Below are 16350 nucleotides of genomic sequence, written 5' to 3'. Positions count from 1 at the left end.
CCGAGTGTCAACCTAGGGTTGCCTCATGACGAACCCTTCCGTGGAACCCGTTCGCATGACCAACCCGGTACGCCTCGACGACCTCATCGAGGCCATCAAGAAGGTCCACACCGACACCCTGGAACAGCTCAGCGGTGCCGTGGTCGCCGCCGAGTCCCTCGGTGACGTGGCCGACCACCTCATCGGCCACTTCGTCGACCAGGCCCGCCGGTCCGGCGCCTCCTGGACCGACATCGGCCGCAGCATGGGCGTCACCCGCCAGGCCGCCCAGAAGCGCTTCGTCCCCAAGGCCGACAAGGAGGGCGAGCCCGGCCTCGACCCCAACGAGGGCTTCGGCCGCTTCACCCCCCGCGCCCGGAACGTCGTCGTGACCGCGCAGAACGAGGCCCACACCGCCGGCAACGCCGAGATCCGCACCGAGCACCTGCTGCTCGGCCTGCTGTCCGAGCCCGACGGCCTCGCGGTGCACGCCCTGACCGCCCAGGGGGTCACGGCCGACGCCGTGCGCACGGCGGCCACCGCCGGCCTGCCCGCCGCCGCGGAGTCCGTCCCCGACCTCGTCCCCTTCGACGCCTCCGCGAAGAAGGCCCTGGAGCTCACCTTCCGCGAGGCCCTGCGCCTCGGCCACAACTACGTGGGCACCGAACACGTCCTGCTCGCACTCCTGGAGCTGGAGCACGGCTCGGGCCCGCTGAGCGGTCTCGGCGTCGGCAAGGACGCCGTCGAGACCTGGGTCACCGACGCCCTGGCAGCCGTACTCGCCGCCCCGGACGAGAACGGGCGGTAGAGACGTCCGCGTGTTCCGTCAGCGCGTACCTCTTCACGTACGCGCCGAGGAACGCCTGCAACGTGGCGACGGCCGGGATCGCGATGAGCGCCCCGACCGCGCCCAGCAGGGCGGTGCCCGCGATGACCGAGCCGAAGGCGACCGCCGGGTGGATGTCGACGGTCTTCGAGGTCAGCTTGGGCTGCAGCACGTAGTTCTCGAACTGCTGGTAGACCACCACGAACCCGAGCACGTACAGCGCGTACCAGGGGTTGACGGTGAAGGCGATCAGCATCGGCAGCGCGCCCGCCAGGTAGGTGCCGATGGTGGGGATGAACTGGGAGACCAGCCCCACCCACACCGCGAGGGCGGGCGCGTACGGCACGTCGAGGAACGCGAACAGCACGTAGTGCGCGACGCCCGAGATCAGTGCCATCAGGCCGCGCGAGTAGAGGTAGCCGCCCGTCTTGGCGACGGCGATCTCCCAGGCCCGCAGCACCTCCGCCTGCTTGGCCGGCGGCAGCACGGAGCACAGGGCGCGCCGCAGCCGCGGCCCGTCGGCCGCGAAGTAGAAGGAGAACAGGCCGACGGTCAGCAGCCTGAAGAGCCCGCCGAGCACGGTGGTCGACACGTCCAGCACGCCGGTGGCGCTGTTCTGCACGTACTTCTGGAGCCAGTCGGAGTGCAGCAGGCTGTCCTGGATCTCCAGCCGGGACAGCTCGGTGTGGAAGGTGTCGTTGATCGACTTGATCACCGAGTCGAGGTAGCGCGGGAAGCCCTCCACCATGTCGACGATCTGCCCCGCGAGCATCGAGCCGAGCAGGGCGAGGAAGCCCGCCGCGAAGACGAACACCCCGAGGAACACCAGGAAGGTGGCCAGTCCTCGGCGCATGCCGCGCGCCGCCATCCTGGCCACGGCCGGTTCGATCGCCAGCGCGAGGAAGAACGCGATCAGAACGTTGATCAGCAGGCCGATCAGCTGGTGGAAGGCCCAGCTGCCGAGTTGGAAACAGGAGATGAGCGCCAGTACGAGGACCACCGCGCGCGGCAGCCAGCGCGGCATCCGCGCGTCCCCTGCGACCGGGACGGCGTCGACGGGCGGGCCGCCCGGCCGTCCCGGGTCGGCCGGCCACGGCCCCGCACCGGGCGGACCGGCGGCCGTCGCACCCGTGGGGGGCGCCGTGCCGGGGGCGTCCGCGGGCGGGTCGGTCGTCTCATCAGTCGCTGCCACGCGGCCAAGTCTCGCCCACCGGCGACCCGGACCGCGAAGCAGCTTCCCGGCCCCGCGGCCTCAGCGCAGCGCGGCGGGCACATCCATCGCCGAACACACCGCGCGCCACACGTCCTTGGCCTCCCAGCCCGCGTCCAGCGCCTGGTGGACCGTGCGACCACCCAGCTCCGTCATGACGTGGTCCCGTGCGAAGGAGTCGGCGTAGCCGGCCCCGAAGTGCTCCGCCATCCGTTCCCAGAAAATCGTCAACCGCATGCCTCCATTATCCCGCCCCGGAGAGTGCACCCGCTCCGTTCGTGCCGTGCGGCCCGGTGCCCTCGCCCTACGGTGTCACGCATGCCTGGAGACGAAGCTTCCACGCCGGCCCCATCGGGCCCATCGGCCCCACGTGTCACACGCGCCCCGCAGGGCCCAGCCACGGCCCACGCCCCACAGGCCGCATCGGAGCCGCCCGCCCCGCTGGTCCGCGCCGAGCAGTTCATCTGGCTGACGGCCCGCGTCCTGGAGCAGCGCAGGTTCGCGTTCCACTTCCTCGGCGGGGAGGCGGACCCGGTGGACGCCGCCCTCGGCGCGTACCTCGGCGGCGACGGCGGCTACGGACACGCCCTCGACCCCGATCTGCGCGGCCCGCTGAGCCAGCCGCTGCACACCGCGCACGCCCTGCGCGTCCTCGACAGCCTCGGCCGCTGCGCCGGGCAGCGCATCGAGCGGCTCTGCCGCCACCTGACCGGGGTGTCCACCCCGGACGGGGCGCTGCCGCTGGTCTTCCCGCCGCCGCGCCCCTACCCGTCCGCCCCCTACCACCCGGTGCGCGACGACCCGCCGGGCGAGCTGCTCACCACGGGGCCGGTCGTCGGGCTGCTGCACCGCAACCGGATCTGGCACGCGTGGCTGTTCCGGGCGACGGACTTCTGCTGGGAACGGGTGGAGAACCTGCGCCGGCCGCACCCGTACGAGGCCCGCAGCGCGGTGGCCTTCCTCGACGGCGCCCCCGACCGGGCCCGCGCGGCGGCGGCCGCGGACCGGCTCGGCCGGCTCGTGCGCGAGCGGCGGCTGGTGGTGCTCGACCCGGCCCGGCGCGCCGAGTACCCGCTCCCGCCGGGGTACGCGCCGGGTGAGCGGCTCTTCCCGCACGACTACGCGCAGCGTCCGGAGTCCCTGGCCCGGAGCTGGTTCACGGACGAGGAGATGGGGCGTTCGCTGGACTTCCTCGCGGCGGAGCAGCAGCCGGACGGCGGCTGGCCGGTGCTGCGCCCCGAGTGGGCGCCGGGCAGCTCGCTGGAGCGGCGGCCGATCGCCACCCTGGAGGCCCTGCTGACGTTGCGGGCGTACGGCCGGTCCTTGACGGGGGTCAGCCTGCCAGGGCCCGCACACCCGCGGTGACCACGACCGCCGCCCCGACCACGACGAGGAAGGGGGCTCGCAGCAGCAGGGCGGCTCCCGCCGCGGCGAGCCCGGCGGCCCGGGCGTCGAGGACGAGCTGGTGGCCGGTGCTGAAGGTCTGCTGGGCGGTGAGCGCGGCGAGCAGCGCGACCGGCAGGAGGGCGGCGAGCCGTTGGACCAGGGGGCGCTCCAGTGCCCCGGCGGGGACCAGCAGCCCGACGAGCTTGAGCGCGTAGCACCCGATGACGGTGATCCCGATGGCGATCCAGACGTTCACGAGCGGCGTCCCTTCAACCACAGAACGGCGGGGGCGGCCAGCGCGGCGATCAGCACGGGCACCCCGGCGGGCAGGAAGGGCAGGAAGCCCAGTCCGAGGACGACGGCGAGCGCGGCGACGGCCCGCTCGGTGGCCGTCCTCAGCATCGGCGCGAGGAGGGCGAGGAACACGGCGGGCCCGGCGGCGTCCAGCCCCCACGCGGCGGTGTCCCCGATGGCCTCGGCGCCCAGCGCCCCGAGGAGGGTGGTGAGGTTCCACAGGACGTACAGGGTGATGCCGGTGACGGTGAACCCGAGCCGGGCCGACTTGCGGTCGGGCTGCGCGAGGGCCACGGCGGTGGTCTCGTCGATCACCCAGTGCGCGGCGAGGGGCCGCAGGAAGCGGGGCAGCGCGAGGAGCTGCGACAGCCTCAGTCCGTAGAAGGCGTTGCGGGTCCCGAGGAAGAAGGCCCCGGCGGCCGCGGTGAGCGGGTTGCCGCCCCCGGCCAGTGCTCCGACCAGCGCGAACTGCGAGGCGCCGGTGAAGACCAGCAGGCTCAGCACGCAGGCCTGGAGCAGGCTGATCCCGGCTCCGGCGGCGGTCACGCCGAACGCGAACCCGGACAGCCCGACGGCCACCCCCACCCCGAGCGCGTCCCGTACGACCGCGGCGCGCGGCCGTCCGTCGTCGACCCTCTCGGGGGTCTCCCGCATCACCATCCGATGTTCTCCCACGCCCCGAAGGTACGCAGGCCGGGCCGGCCCCGTCTTGTACGTTCTTGCACGTCCGACCCGGTACGGGTGCGCCCCGGCCCCGCCCGGTCAGCCGGCCGCCCGCTCCCGCCGGTAGGCGCCCGGCGGGACGCCGACGATCCGGGTGAAGTGCCGGTTCAGGTGCGGCTGGTCGGTGAAGCCGACGGCGACGGCCGCCTCCGCCGGCGCCGTCCCCCCGTCCAGCAGCAGGCGCGCCCTGCGGACCCGGGCGTCGGTCAGCCAGGTGTGCGGCGGCATGCCGAAGCGGGCGCGGAAGGCCCGCAGCAGGGCGAAGGGGCTGGTGCCCAGTTCGGCCGCGAGCTGCTCCAGCGAGGGCGGGTTCGCCATCCGCTCCGCCAGGACGGCCCGGGCCCGCTCGGCGTCGGCGGCGCCCGCCCGGCGCGGCGTACGGGCGGGCAGCGGGCCCGCGTGCCGGGAGAGCATCCGCGCCACCACGCCCCGCAGGAGGGTGTCGGCGGCCAGCGCGTTGCCCTCCTCGGCGGCCCGGTGGACCTCGGTGATCGCCAGGGAGCCCGGCGGATCGGTGATCAGCTCGGCGGTGAAGCCGGGCGTCCCGCGCGGGGTGGCGATCTCTGCGGCGACGTCGGCGATCAGGCTGCGGGACGGGTAGAGGGTGGCGTACGTCCAGCCCTCGGGGACACCGGCCCGGGCCGTGTGCGCGACCTCGGGGTTGATCAGGACGACGCTGCCGGGCCCGGCGCGCACGGTACCGCCGGGCAGGCCGATCTCCTCGACGCCGCCGGTGACGGCGGCGATCACGTACCCGTCGTGGGCGTGCCGCGGGAAGGTGTGGCGCACGTAGCGGGCGCGCAGGAGGTCCAGGCCCGGCAGTTCCGCGTACTGCCAGTGCCGGGCCCACTCGCCGCGTCCCGCGTCCGTCCCCATCCCCCCATTCTGCGCCCGGTCGGGTGCAGGTGTTCTCGCAGGTCGGGCCGTATGTCGGTGCCGGGGTGCACGATGGGGGCATGTCCGGCTCCGCGCTCGCCTCGTTCTCCCCCGCGACCCGCTCCTGGTTCACGGGGGCCTTCCGTACGCCCACGCCCGCGCAGGAGGGTGCCTGGCGGGCCATCGGGGAGGGGGCGGACGTGCTGGTGGTGGCGCCCACCGGCTCCGGCAAGACCCTCGCGGCGTTCCTGGCCGCCCTCGACCGGCTGGCTTCGACCCCGCCGCCCGCCGAGCCGAAGAAGCGCTGCCGCGTCCTGTACGTGTCCCCGCTGAAGGCCCTCGCCGTCGACGTGGAGCGCAACCTGCGCAGTCCGCTGACCGGGATCCGGCAGGAATCGGCCCGCCTCGGGCTGCCCGAGCCGGACATCCGGGTGGGCATCCGGTCGGGGGACACCCCGCCGGCCGAGCGGCGCGCCCTGGCCACCCGCCCCCCGGACATCCTGATCACCACGCCGGAGTCGCTGTTCCTGATGCTGACCTCGGCCGCGCGCGACGCGCTGTCCGGCATCGAGACGGTGATCCTGGACGAGGTGCACGCCGTCGCCGGGACCAAGCGGGGCGCCCACCTGGCGCTGTCCCTGGAGCGGCTGGACGAGCTGCTGCCGCGACCCGCGCGCCGGATCGGACTGTCGGCGACGGTCCGCCCGGTCGACGAGGTGGCCCGGTACCTGGCTCCGCGCGGCCGCGTCGAGATCGTGCAACCGCCGTCGGGCAAGGAGTTCGACCTGTCGGTGGTCGTCCCCGTGCAGGACATGGGCGAGTTGGGCGGCTCCCCCGCCACCGACGGCAAGGAGGGCGGCGACAGGCCGTCCATCTGGCCCCATGTGGAGGAGCGCATCGCGGACCTCGTGCAGTCCCACCGCTCCACGATCGTGTTCGCCAACTCCCGCCGGCTCGCGGAGCGGCTGTGCAACCGGCTCAACGAGATCGCGCACGAGCGGGCCACGGGCGCACCCCTGCCGGAGGGGGCTCCCCCGGCCGAGGTCATGGCGCAGTCGGGCGCGGCCCTCGGCGCCCCGCCGCTGCTGGCCCGCGCGCACCACGGCTCGGTGTCCAAGGAGCAGCGGGCCCTGGTCGAGGAGGACCTGAAGGCGGGCCGGTTGCCCGCCGTGGTCGCCACGTCGAGCCTCGAACTGGGCATCGACATGGGTGCGGTGGACCTGGTGATCCAGGTGGAGTCGCCGCCGTCGGTGGCGTCCGGGCTGCAACGCGTGGGTCGCGCCGGCCACCAGGTGGGCGCCGTCTCGACGGGTGTGGTCTTCCCCAAGTACCGGGGCGACCTGGTCCAGGCCGCCGTGGTGACCGAGCGGATGCGCACCGGCTCGATCGAGTCGCTGCGGATCCCGTCGAACCCGTTGGACGTCCTCGCCCAGCAGCTGGTCGCGATGACCGCGATGGACACCTGGCAGTTGGACGAGCTGCTGGCCCTGGTGCGCCGGGCGGCGCCGTTCGCGGCCCTGCCCGAGTCGGCGTTCACGGCGGTGCTGGACATGCTGGCGGGCCGCTACCCGTCGGACGCGTTCGCCGAGCTCCGCCCCCGGGTCGTGTGGGACCGCGTCGCGGGGACGATCACGGGTCGGCCGGGCGCCCAGCGCCTGGCCGTCACCTCCGGCGGCACCATCCCCGACCGCGGGCTGTTCGGCGTCTTCCTCGCGGGCAGCGCCGCGTCCGACACGAAGAAGGGCGGGCGGGGCGGCGGCCGGGTCGGTGAGCTGGACGAGGAGATGGTCTACGAGTCCCGCGTGGGCGACGTGTTCACCCTGGGCACCACCTCCTGGCGCATCGAGGACATCACCCGCGACCAGGTCCTGGTCACCCCGGCGCCGGGGGTTCCGGGCCGGCTGCCGTTCTGGAAGGGCGACCAGCTGGGTCGCCCCCTCGAACTGGGCCGCGCGGTCGGCGCGTTCCTGCGCGAGCTCGGCGGTCTGAGCGGCGAGGACGCCCGGCTGCGGCTGCTCGCGGCGGGCCTCGACGCCTGGGCCGCCGACAACGTCCTCGCGTACCTCGTCGAGCAGCGCGAGGCCTGCGGCCACGTCCCGGACGACCGGACCATCGTCGTCGAGCGGTTCCGTGACGAACTGGGCGACTGGCGGGTCGTGGTCCACTCGCCGTTCGGCGCCCAGGTGCACGCCCCCTGGGCGCTGGCCCTCGGCGCCCGCCTGGCCGAGAAGTACGGCATGGACGCGCAGGTCATGCACGCCGACGACGGCATCGTGCTGCGCCTGCCGGACGCCGACCTGCTGTCCATGGACCTCCTCGACCACGATCCCGCGCACGTCCCCACCCACGGCTTCGACGACGACCGGCCCCCGCTGGGCGCGGCCGACGTCACCTTCGACGGGGGCGACGTCAACGGGATCGTCACCGAACAGGTCGGCGGCTCGGCCCTGTTCGCCTCCCGCTTCCGCGAGTGCGCCGCCCGCGCGCTGCTGCTGCCACGGCGCAGTCCGGGCAAGCGCACCCCGTTGTGGCAGCAGCGTCAGCGGGCCTCGCAACTGCTCCAGGTCGCCTCGGAGTTCGGCTCCTTCCCGATCGTGCTGGAGGCCGTGCGCGAATGCCTCCAGGACGTGTTCGACGTACCGGGCCTGACCGAGCTGATGGGGGACATCGAGGCGCGCCGGGTCCGGTTGGTCGAGGTCACCACGCCGGAGCCGTCGCCGTTCGCCCGGTCCCTGCTGTTCGGGTACGTCGCCCAGTTCCTGTACGAGGGCGATTCGCCGCTGGCCGAGCGCAGGGCGGCGGCGCTGTCGCTGGACTCGCGCCTGCTGGCGGAGCTCCTCGGCCAGGCGGAACTGCGCGAACTGCTGGACGCGCAGGTACTGGAGGACCTGGAGCGGGAGCTCCTCCGGCTGACCCCGGACCGGCATGCCAAGGACGCCGAATCGGTGGCGGACCTGCTGCGTCTGCTGGGCCCGCTGACCGATGCGGAGTTGACCGAGCGCGGCGCGGATCCGGCGTGGGTCCGCGACCTCGCCGCCGCCCGCCGCGTCATCGACGTCCGGATCGGGGGCGTGGAGCACTGGGCGGCGATCGAGGACGCGGGCCGGCTGCGGGACGCCCTGGGCACGGCCCTCCCGGTCGGGGTTCCCGAGGCGTTCACCGAACCGGTCAAGGACCCCCTCGGGGACCTCCTCGCCCGCTACGCCCGTACCCACGGCCCGTTCACCACGGTCGCCGTCGCGGCCCGTCTGGGTCTGGGTACGGCCGTGACCGACGGCGCCCTGCACCGGCTCGCGGCGGCGGGCCGGCTGGTCCAGGGCGAGTTCCATCCGGCGGGCATCGGCCAGGAATGGTGCGACGCGGCCGTGCTGCGCCGGCTGCGCCGCCGTTCGCTCGCGGCGCTCCGCCAGGAGCTGGAGCCGGTACCGCCCGCCTCGCTGGCCACCTTCCTCCCCCAGTGGCAGCACCTGGGCGGCGGGCTGCGCGGCATCGACGGCCTGGCCCGGGCCGTGGAGCAGCTCCAGGGGGCGGCGGTCCCCGCCTCGGCCCTGGAGCGGCTGGTCCTGCCGTCGCGGGTGATGGGGTACTCCCCTGCCCTGCTGGACGAGTTGACCACGACGGGCGAGGTGGTGTGGGCGGGCGCGGGCGCCCTGCCGGGCAAGGACGGCTGGGTGTCCCTCTATCTGGCGGACGCCGCCCCGCTGCTGTTGCCCGAGCCGCACCCGCTGGAGCTCGGCGAGCTCCACAAGGCCGTCCTCGGCGCCCTGTCGGGGGGCTACGGCCTGTTCTTCCGGCAGCTGACCCAGTCCGTCCGCGCCGACCATCCCGAGGCCTCCGACCTTGAGCTCGCCTCGGTGGTCTGGGACCTGGCCTGGTCGGGCCGGCTGACGAACGACACGCTGGCCCCGCTGCGCTCCCTTCTGGGTTCGGGCCGGACGGCGGGCGCGACCGCGCACCGGGCCCGCCGTACCGTCCCGCGTGGGCGGTACGGCACGCTCGGCGCCGCCGTCTCCCGTACGGGCCCTCCGACGGTCTCGGGCCGCTGGTCGCTGCTGCCCGCCGCCGCCCCCGACCCGACGCACCGGGCCCACGCCCTGGCGCGCACCCTGCTGGACCGGCACGGCGTGGTCACCCGGGGGGCGGTGGCGGCGGAGGGCGTGGCGGGCGGCTTCAGCGCGGTCTACCGGGTCCTGTCCGCGTTCGAGGACAGCGGCCAGGCCCGGCGGGGTTACGTGGTGGAGGGGCTGGGCGCGGCCCAGTTCGCGATGGACGGCGCCGTGGACCGGCTCCGGGCGGCCGAGCGGACCCCGGCGCCGCTGGCGGCGGTCGTCCTGGCCGCCGCCGACCCGGCGAACGCGTACGGGGCGGCCCTGCCGTGGCCCGATCCCCCGGGCGACGCGACGCACAAGCCGGGCCGCAAGGCGGGCTCCCTGGTCGTACTGGTCGACGGGGAACTCACCCTGTACCTGGAGCGCGGCGGCAAGACGCTGCTGGCCTGGCCGGAGGCCGGCGACCCCCGGCTGCTGGCGGCCACGACGGCCCTGGTCACGGCTTCCCGCACGGGCACCCTCCCGGCGCTGACGGTGGAGCGGGTGAACGCCGCCCCGGCCCTGACGTCACCCCTGGGCCCGGACCTGGAGACGGCCGGCTTCCACGCCACCCCGAGGGGCCTGCGCCTGCGCAACTGAGGGGCGGCCGAGGACTCGGTCAGGTCTCGACTGTGCCGCGGCTGTTCTGGCCATGTCACGAAACTGTTCCCGGCCGCCCCTGAGCTCGCACGCGCCCTTATCCATGCTTTATCAAGATGATCGCAGCACCGCACGGGCGGTGCGCCGACATGGGGGAACGAACAGTGAGCACCATCAGCATGCGCGGAACCACCCTGGGCGCGGTCGGCCTGGCGGTCGCCGGCACCCTGGCCCTCACCGGCTGCAAGAACGGCAACGAGGAACTCCCCGTCGCGCAGCCCAGCACGTCCGCCTCCCAGCCCTCGCAGCCCGCTTCGCCCTCGGCACAGCCCAGCGGCCCGGCCGCCCCGAGCTCCTCGTCGAGCGCGAGCGCCGACGCCGGCACGGCGCCCGTGCCCGGGGCGGACGGCACGGCCAAGTCGGGCCAGCAGTTCAAGATCGGTGAGGCCGCGCAGATCCCGTTCAACTACGGCAGCACGAAGGGCGGCCGGATCGCGCTCACCGTCACCTCGATCGAGCAGGGCAACCCGGCCGACCTGGACGCCCTCAAGCTGGGCGACAAGGTGAAGGGGATGATCCCCTACTACGTCCGCTACTCGGTCCAGAACACCGGCACGGTGGACCTGTCGCACACCTCCGTGGGTCACATCAAGGGCCTCCTCCCGGACGGCAGCGAGGCCCAGGGCGTCTCCGTCATCGGCAAGTTCGAGAAGTGCCCCAACGAGTCGCTGCCGAAGGGCTTCACCAACGGCAGGACGCAGACCGGCTGTGCGATAGCCCTGGCCCCGTCGGCCCAGACGAAGGTCACCGCCGCCCAGTACTGGGGCGAGCCGTACAACATCCTCAGCAAGAACAAGGAACTCGTCTGGAAGTAGTGGGAACGGCCCCCGCGCCTCCCCACCACCGGCTCCGGAACCCCCGCGGCACCCGCCCGCGGGGGTTCCCGCGCGTCCGCACCACGCGCCCGCCGCACCGGTCGGCACCCGACAATCCCCCGCAGACCGCTCGACCCGGACCCGGACCCGCCACGCCCCACGGCCCCCGCACGCCCGCACCGGCCGCCGACCGGCGCGACAATGGCCCCATGCCCGAAGGAGACAGCGTCCACCGCGCGGCGAGCCGCCTGCACGCCGCCCTCGCCGGGAAGCCGCTGACCGTCAGCGACCTGCGCGTCCCGCGATTCGCCCTCGCCGACCTCACCGGCCGCACCACCTTGGACGTCACCCCGCGCGGCAAGCACCTCCTCGCCCGCGTCGAAGGTGGCCTCACCCTCCACAGCCACCTGCGCATGGACGGGGCCTGGCACGTCTTCACGCCGGGCGAGAAGTGGCGCGGCGGCCCCGCGTACGAGATCCGCGCCGTCCTCGGCACCGCCGACACCACCGCCGTCGGCTACCGGCTGCCCGTCCTGGAACTGCTCCGCACCGCCGACGAGGACAAAGTCGTCGGCCACCTCGGACCCGACCTCCTCGGCCCCGACTGGGACCCCGGGCGGGCCGCGGCCAACCTGCTCGCCGCCCCCGACCGGCCCCTCGGCGAGGCACTGCTGGACCAGCGCAACCTGGCGGGCATCGGCAACATCTACAAGTCCGAGACCTGCTTCCTGGCCCAGGTCACCCCCTGGACCCCGGTCGGCGCGCTCCCCGATCCCGAGGTCACCCTCCCCCGCCTGGCGGCCGCGGCCCAGCGCCTGCTGGCCGCCAACATCGGGGAGCACGGACGCCGCTCCACCACCGGCAGCCGCGTCCCCGGCCGGGAGCTGTTCGTCTACGGCCGCTCGCACCGACCCTGCCTGCGCTGCGGCACCTCCGTCCTGGAGGCCCCGCAGGACGACCGCCCCACGTACTGGTGCCCGCGCTGCCAGTCCGGGCCCGCCCCCGCGCCCGTCGGGCACCGCCGCAGTGGTTGACGATCCGTCAGATTCACTCGTACGGTCCCTTGCATGCCCACACCCGCCGTCGCGTACGACCTCACCGGCCGCACCGCCCTCGTCACCGGGGCCGCCAGCGGCATCGGCCGCTCCACCGCCGTGCTGCTGGCCCGGGCGGGTGCGACCGTGCACTGCGCGGACCGCGACGAGCTCGGCCTCGCCGGTACGACGTCACTGATCACCGGAGCCGGCGGGACCGCCACCGGCCACCTGCTGGACGTCACCGACCGCGCCGCCCTGCGGGCCGCCGTCGCCGCGGCCGGGCCGCTCGACGTCGTCGCCGCCATCGCCGGGGTCATGCACACCAGTACCGTGCTGGAGACCACCGACGAGGACCTCGACCGGATCCTGGACGTGAACTTCAAGGGGGTGCTGCGCACCTGCCAGGAGGGTGTCCGCGCCATGATCGCGGCGGGCCGCCCCGGTTCGGTGATCACCATGGCCTCCGGGGCCGTCGACGCCGCCCAGCCCGGCCTGCTCTGCTACAGCGCCGCCAAGGCGGCCGTGGTCCAGCTGACGAAGACCCTCGCGACCGAGAGCGGCCCGCACGGCATCCGCGTCAACGCCGTCGCCCCCGGTTGGATCCGCACCCCCATGACCGGCCGGCACAGCGCCGAGGTCCTGGAACGGACCGAGGCGACGATGGTGCGGATGTCCCCGCTCGGCCGGGTCGGCGAGCCCGAGGACATCGCCCAGGCCGTGCTCTACCTCGCCTGCGACGCCTCGTCCTTCATGACGGGCCAGATCCTTCGCCCGAACGGTGGAGTATCGATGCCCTGGTGACCCCGGCCTCGGGCTCCACCGCGCCCGCCCGTCCCCGCCTCCCCGCGTCCGCCCGCCGCGCGCAGTGCACCGGCAGCAACCCCAGCCCCCAGCCCCCGACCGCCACCGCGCCCTCCACGGGCCCGGACTCGGCCGGTGCCAGCGTCAGCCGCAGTACGGCCCACCACCACAGCACGCCCATCGCCAGGGCGAGGGGTATGAGCAACCGCCGCACGGCCACCTCCCAGCGGGCCGGATCCCGGACGGGCCCATCCTCCCGCACCGCCCCGCCCCGCGCACCCAGAACCGCCCCCACGACGCCCCGACGGCCCCCCGCACGGCAAGGAGCCCCGGGCCCGGTGCTTCACGCACCACCCGGGGCTCCCGCCACACTCACATGCTCACGTGCGCTCAAGCGGCTACGACGTTCACCGCTTCCACGGGTGCCTTGATGGTCACCCGCTCCGGTCCCGTGACCGAGGCCACGGAGACGGAATTGAGCATCGGGCGCACCGGTGCCGGCACCGGTTCGCTTGCAGCTGCCGACTGCGCAAGCTCGGCCAGCGACAGCTCGTCGCTGACTTCGCGCATCAGCTCGGACATCCGTACGTCCAGCGCGTCGCAGATCGCGGAGAGCAGCTCGGAGGATGCCTCCTTCTGCCCCCGCTCCACCTCGGAGAGATAGCCGAGCGAAACTCGGGCGGACGAGGAGACTTCGCGCAGAGTACGGCCCTGGCGCTGGCGCTGCCGACGCAGCACGTCACCCAGCAGGCGACGGAGCAGAATCATCGGTGGCTCCCTCCTCTGACCGTGTAGCCGTAACCTTCACGCCCCACCGTACCGCCTCGCGCCGCGGCCGTGCGGGGAGCGATGTCGTGTTCACTCAGGGCTGCAAACATCAAATCCCCCCGTTCTGTTCCGTATCCTGCCCCCGCAGATTCTCGCGGAGTTCGCTCGACAACAGTTCGAGCACAGTCCGTGCACTCTCCCTACGAATTTCCGTACGGGAGCCGTTCAACCGCAGCCGGGCCGTTTTCCTGCCCCCCGGACCTGCCACGGCGATGAAGACGGTGCCCACCGGCTGCCCGTCCTGAGGGTCCGGACCGGCCACTCCGGTGGTCGCGATCCCCCACGTGGCGGCCATGACGCGCCGCACTCCGTCGGCCATCTCCTGCGCGACCTGCGCGTTCACCGCGCCTTCGGCCGCCAGCAGTCCCGCGTCCACCCCGAGGACGCGGTGCTTGAGCTCCGTCGCGTACGCCGTGACCGAGCCGCGGAAGGCGCGGGAGGCGCCCGGCACCGCCGTGAGCTCGGCCGCGACCATTCCTCCGGTCAGCGATTCCGCCACGGCGACCGTCTGATCACTCTCCGCGAGCAGCCGCAGTACGTCCTCGGCCACCCCCGCAGTGCCTCCGAACGCCCGTGCGGGCTCCGGCACGTCCGCCGCCCCGTCCGTCACTTCGAGGCCCGCTCCGCGGCGAGTCCGGCGCGACGCATGACGACGGCCTGCCGGATGTAATCCAAACCGGTGACCACGGTCAGCACGACGGCGACGGCCATCACCCAGAAGCGCAGGGTCGCGAGCGGTCCGGTGAGGGCGAGCACGTACATGCCCACGGCCGTGCCCTGGGCGAGGGTCTTCAGTTTGCCGCCGCGGCTCGCCGGGATCACCCCGTAGCGGATGACCCAGAAGCGCATCAGCGTGATGCCGAGCTCCCGGCCGAGGATCACTCCGGTCACCCACCACGGCAGGTCACCCAGCCAGGAGAGACAGATGAGCGCCGAGCCCATGATCGCCTTGTCGGCGATGGGGTCGGCGATCTTCCCGAAGTCGGTGACCAGGTTGTAGGTCCGCGCGAGGTGGCCGTCGAAGATGTCCGTGATCATGGCGACGGCGAACGCCGCCCACGCCCACGCCCGCCAGACGGGGTCGTAGCCCCCGTCGGCGAGCAGCAGCATGACGAATCCCGGCACGAGGACGAGCCTGATCATCGTCAGGATGTTGGCGATGTTCCACAGGCTGGCCTGGTTGACGGCCGCAGTCCCGAGCTTGGTGCCGGGCGCGGGCCGCCGGCCGGTCCCGCCCGCCGCCGATGCCGGGACTCCGGTCATCCGGCCGCCTCCTCAAATTCCACGCCCAGGGGCTCGGCCACCAGGTCGACGCCGAGGCTGCCGACCACCTTTGCCGTGACGATACGCCCGGGAACCAGTCCCGTGCCGTCGGTGAAGACGACCTGGCCGTCGGTCTCCGGGGCCTGGTGGGCGGCGCGCCCGTAGGCACCCTCGCCCTCCTCGGCCTCGTCCAGCGGCACGACCGTCTCGACGAGCACCTCCAGGGTCTCCCCGATGCGCTCCTCGGCGCGCTGTGAGGTGAGCTCCTCGGCGAGGCGCTGCATGTGGGCGAGGCGCGCGGCGATGGTCTCCTCGTCCAGCTTCCCGTCGTACGTGACGGCTTCGGTGCCGTCCTCGTCCGAGTAACCGAAGACGCCGATGGCGTCGAGGCGGGCGTGGGTGAGGAAACGCTCCAGCTCGGCGAAGTCCGACTCCTTCTCGCCGGGGAACCCGACGATGAAGTTGGACCGGACGCCGGCCTGCGGGGCCTTGGAGCGGATGGTGTCCAGCAGCTCCAGGAAGCGGTCGGTGTCCCCGAAGCGGCGCATGGAGCGCAGCACGTCGGGCGCGGAGTGCTGGAAGGAGAGGTCGAAGTACGGGACGACCTTGGGGGTCGAGGTGAGCACGTCGATCAGGCCGGGCCGCATCTCCGCGGGCTGGAGGTAGCTGACGCGGACGCGCTCGATGCCGTCGACGGCGGCGAGCTCCGGCAGCAGGGTCTCCAGCAGTCGGATGTCGCCGAGGTCCTTGCCGTACGAGGTGTTGTTCTCGGAGACCAGCATGACCTCCTTGACGCCCTGCTCGGCCAGCCAGCGCGTCTCGCCGAGCACGTCGCTCGGGCGGCGGGAGATGAAGGAGCCGCGGAACGACGGGATGGCGCAGAAGGAACAGCGGCGGTCGCAGCCGGAGGCCAGCTTCACCGAGGCCACCGGGCTCTTGTCGAGCCGGCGGCGCAGGGGCGCGCGCGGACCGGAGGCGGGGGCGAGGCCGTCGGGCAGGTCGGCCGGGGCGGCCTCGGGCTCCTGCGCGTGGCCGGGCAGGGCCACGGCGGCGTCCTGGCGCTCCGCCGGGCTGATCGGCAGCAGCTTGCGCCGGTCGCGCGGGGTGTGGGAGGCGTGGATGCCGCCGTTGAGGATGGTCTGGAGGCGGTCGGAGATGTCGGCGTAGTCGTCGAAACCGAGGACTCCGTCGGCCTCGGGGAGCGCTTCGGCGAGTTCCTTGCCGTAGCGCTCGGCCATACAGCCGACGGCGACCACGGCCTGGGTCCTGCCGTGGTCCTTCAGGTCGTTCGCTTCGAGCAGGGCGTCTACGGAGTCCTTCTTCGCGGCTTCGACGAAGCCGCAGGTGTTGACGACGGCTACGTCCGCGTCGGCGGCGTCCTGGACGAGCTCCCAGCCATCCGCCGCCAAGCGGCCTGCGAGCTCCTCCGAGTCCACCTCGTTACGGGCGCAGCCAAGAGTGACAAGGGCGACGGTACGGCGTTCGGGCATGGACTCAAGACTACTTCGTCCCGACCCCGGCCCCCGCCCCACGTCCCGCCACGACAGGATCCCCGGGGCCGGCG

15 protein-coding genes are annotated in these 16350 nt (G+C 73.8%); 6 read left to right on the top strand and 9 right to left on the bottom strand.

The window, feature by feature from the left end; genetic code table 11:
- The first annotated feature begins 25 nt into the window (after positions 1-25).
- Positions 26-787 carry a Clp protease N-terminal domain-containing protein gene (locus ACZ58N_RS30030; RefSeq protein ID WP_471166091.1) on the top strand — a complete coding sequence of 254 codons (762 nt, stop codon included), beginning with the start codon at positions 26-28 and terminating at the stop codon, positions 785-787.
- Here ACZ58N_RS30030 and ACZ58N_RS30025 read toward each other — a convergent pair.
- Both ACZ58N_RS30025 and ACZ58N_RS30020 read right to left on the bottom strand, forming a co-directional pair.
- Entirely contained in the window at positions 735-1829 is a 1095-nt protein-coding gene (locus tag ACZ58N_RS30025; protein ID WP_471166312.1) for an AI-2E family transporter, read from the bottom strand. The genes ACZ58N_RS30030 and ACZ58N_RS30025 overlap by 53 nt on opposite strands.
- 228 nt (positions 1830-2057) lie before the next feature.
- Entirely contained in the window at positions 2058-2252 is a 195-nt protein-coding gene (locus ACZ58N_RS30020) for a DUF3046 domain-containing protein (RefSeq protein ID WP_073777283.1), read from the bottom strand.
- Positions 2253-2333: 81 nt separating this feature from the next.
- Here ACZ58N_RS30020 and ACZ58N_RS30015 point away from each other — a divergent pair, with 81 nt between their 5' ends.
- On the top strand, positions 2334-3380 hold the full coding sequence (locus tag ACZ58N_RS30015) for a hypothetical protein (protein WP_471166089.1): 1047 nt from the start codon (positions 2334-2336) through the stop codon (positions 3378-3380).
- On the opposite strand, the gene ACZ58N_RS30010 is transcribed toward ACZ58N_RS30015, so the two are convergent.
- The 3 genes from ACZ58N_RS30010 to ACZ58N_RS30000 all read right to left on the bottom strand — a co-directional run bounded on the left by ACZ58N_RS30010 (position 3349) and on the right by ACZ58N_RS30000 (position 5294).
- Positions 3349-3657, bottom strand: a complete 309-nt coding sequence (locus ACZ58N_RS30010) for an AzlD domain-containing protein (protein WP_471166086.1) — start codon at positions 3655-3657, stop codon at positions 3349-3351. The two genes, ACZ58N_RS30015 and ACZ58N_RS30010, sit on opposite strands and share 32 nt — an antisense overlap.
- Complete coding sequence (locus tag ACZ58N_RS30005) at positions 3654-4355, bottom strand: AzlC family ABC transporter permease (RefSeq protein ID WP_471166309.1); 702 nt, start codon at positions 4353-4355, stop codon at positions 3654-3656. Before ACZ58N_RS30005 ends, ACZ58N_RS30010 begins: the two co-directional genes overlap by 4 nt.
- Before the next feature lie 102 nt (positions 4356-4457).
- Entirely contained in the window at positions 4458-5294 is an 837-nt protein-coding gene (locus ACZ58N_RS30000) for an AraC family transcriptional regulator (RefSeq protein ID WP_471166083.1), read from the bottom strand.
- A gap of 80 nt (positions 5295-5374) precedes the next feature.
- On the opposite strand from ACZ58N_RS30000, the gene ACZ58N_RS29995 reads away from it, so the two are divergent.
- The 4 genes from ACZ58N_RS29995 to ACZ58N_RS29980 all read left to right on the top strand — a co-directional run bounded on the left by ACZ58N_RS29995 (position 5375) and on the right by ACZ58N_RS29980 (position 12695).
- Complete coding sequence (locus ACZ58N_RS29995; RefSeq protein WP_471166080.1) at positions 5375-9982, top strand: ATP-dependent helicase; 4608 nt, start codon at positions 5375-5377, stop codon at positions 9980-9982.
- 164 nt (positions 9983-10146) lie between these two features.
- A complete protein-coding gene (locus tag ACZ58N_RS29990; RefSeq protein ID WP_471166077.1) occupies positions 10147-10857 on the top strand; it encodes a hypothetical protein in 711 nt (236 codons plus the stop codon).
- A gap of 209 nt (positions 10858-11066) precedes the next feature.
- Positions 11067-11891: an Fpg/Nei family DNA glycosylase gene (locus ACZ58N_RS29985; protein ID WP_471166075.1), complete on the top strand. Its 825-nt coding sequence runs from the start codon at positions 11067-11069 to the stop codon at positions 11889-11891.
- Between the two features lie 33 nt (positions 11892-11924).
- Positions 11925-12695, top strand: a complete 771-nt coding sequence (locus tag ACZ58N_RS29980) for an SDR family NAD(P)-dependent oxidoreductase (RefSeq protein WP_471166072.1) — start codon at positions 11925-11927, stop codon at positions 12693-12695.
- 390 nt (positions 12696-13085) lie between these two features.
- Here ACZ58N_RS29980 and ACZ58N_RS29975 read toward each other — a convergent pair whose 3' ends face one another.
- From ACZ58N_RS29975 to rimO, 4 genes are all read right to left on the bottom strand, one after another.
- Entirely contained in the window at positions 13086-13463 is a 378-nt protein-coding gene (locus ACZ58N_RS29975; protein ID WP_281208997.1) for a helix-turn-helix domain-containing protein, read from the bottom strand.
- Positions 13464-13572: 109 nt separating this feature from the next.
- On the bottom strand, positions 13573-14073 hold the full coding sequence (locus ACZ58N_RS29970; RefSeq protein WP_471166070.1) for a CinA family protein: 501 nt from the start codon (positions 14071-14073) through the stop codon (positions 13573-13575).
- 56 nt (positions 14074-14129) lie between these two features.
- Positions 14130-14786, bottom strand: coding sequence for a CDP-diacylglycerol--glycerol-3-phosphate 3-phosphatidyltransferase (pgsA, locus tag ACZ58N_RS29965; RefSeq protein WP_389701154.1), 657 nt, complete (start codon positions 14784-14786; stop codon positions 14130-14132).
- The gene (gene rimO, locus ACZ58N_RS29960; protein ID WP_471166066.1) at positions 14783-16276 is read right to left on the bottom strand and encodes a 30S ribosomal protein S12 methylthiotransferase RimO; all 1494 of its coding nucleotides are present in this window, start codon (positions 16274-16276) and stop codon (positions 14783-14785) included. Before rimO ends, pgsA begins: the two co-directional genes overlap by 4 nt.
- Positions 16277-16350: the final 74 nt, after the last annotated feature.

The organism is Streptomyces sp. NPDC040432, from assembly GCF_055595445.1.
The sequence above is the reverse complement of the archived record's forward strand: the minus strand, read 5'-3'. Positions and strand labels throughout refer to the sequence as shown.

Bases quoted from the DNA above. Each gene is read 5' to 3' on its own strand.
- ACZ58N_RS30030 (WP_471166091.1), top strand. From the start codon at position 26: ATGACGAACCCTTCCGTGGAACCCGTTCGCATGACCAACCCGGTACGC.
- ACZ58N_RS30025 (WP_471166312.1), bottom strand. From the start codon at position 1,829: ATGCCGCGCTGGCTGCCGCGCGCGGTGGTCCTCGTACTGGCGCTCATC.
- ACZ58N_RS30020 (WP_073777283.1), bottom strand. From the start codon at position 2,252: ATGCGGTTGACGATTTTCTGGGAACGGATGGCGGAGCACTTCGGGGCC.
- ACZ58N_RS30015 (WP_471166089.1), top strand. From the start codon at position 2,334: ATGCCTGGAGACGAAGCTTCCACGCCGGCCCCATCGGGCCCATCGGCC.
- ACZ58N_RS30005 (WP_471166309.1), bottom strand. From the start codon at position 4,355: ATGGTGATGCGGGAGACCCCCGAGAGGGTCGACGACGGACGGCCGCGC.
- ACZ58N_RS30000 (WP_471166083.1), bottom strand. From the start codon at position 5,294: ATGGGGACGGACGCGGGACGCGGCGAGTGGGCCCGGCACTGGCAGTAC.
- ACZ58N_RS29995 (WP_471166080.1), top strand. From the start codon at position 5,375: ATGTCCGGCTCCGCGCTCGCCTCGTTCTCCCCCGCGACCCGCTCCTGG.
- ACZ58N_RS29985 (WP_471166075.1), top strand. From the start codon at position 11,067: ATGCCCGAAGGAGACAGCGTCCACCGCGCGGCGAGCCGCCTGCACGCC.
- ACZ58N_RS29980 (WP_471166072.1), top strand. From the start codon at position 11,925: ATGCCCACACCCGCCGTCGCGTACGACCTCACCGGCCGCACCGCCCTC.
- ACZ58N_RS29975 (WP_281208997.1), bottom strand. From the start codon at position 13,463: ATGATTCTGCTCCGTCGCCTGCTGGGTGACGTGCTGCGTCGGCAGCGC.
- pgsA (WP_389701154.1), bottom strand. From the start codon at position 14,786: ATGACCGGAGTCCCGGCATCGGCGGCGGGCGGGACCGGCCGGCGGCCC.
- rimO (WP_471166066.1), bottom strand. From the start codon at position 16,276: ATGCCCGAACGCCGTACCGTCGCCCTTGTCACTCTTGGCTGCGCCCGT.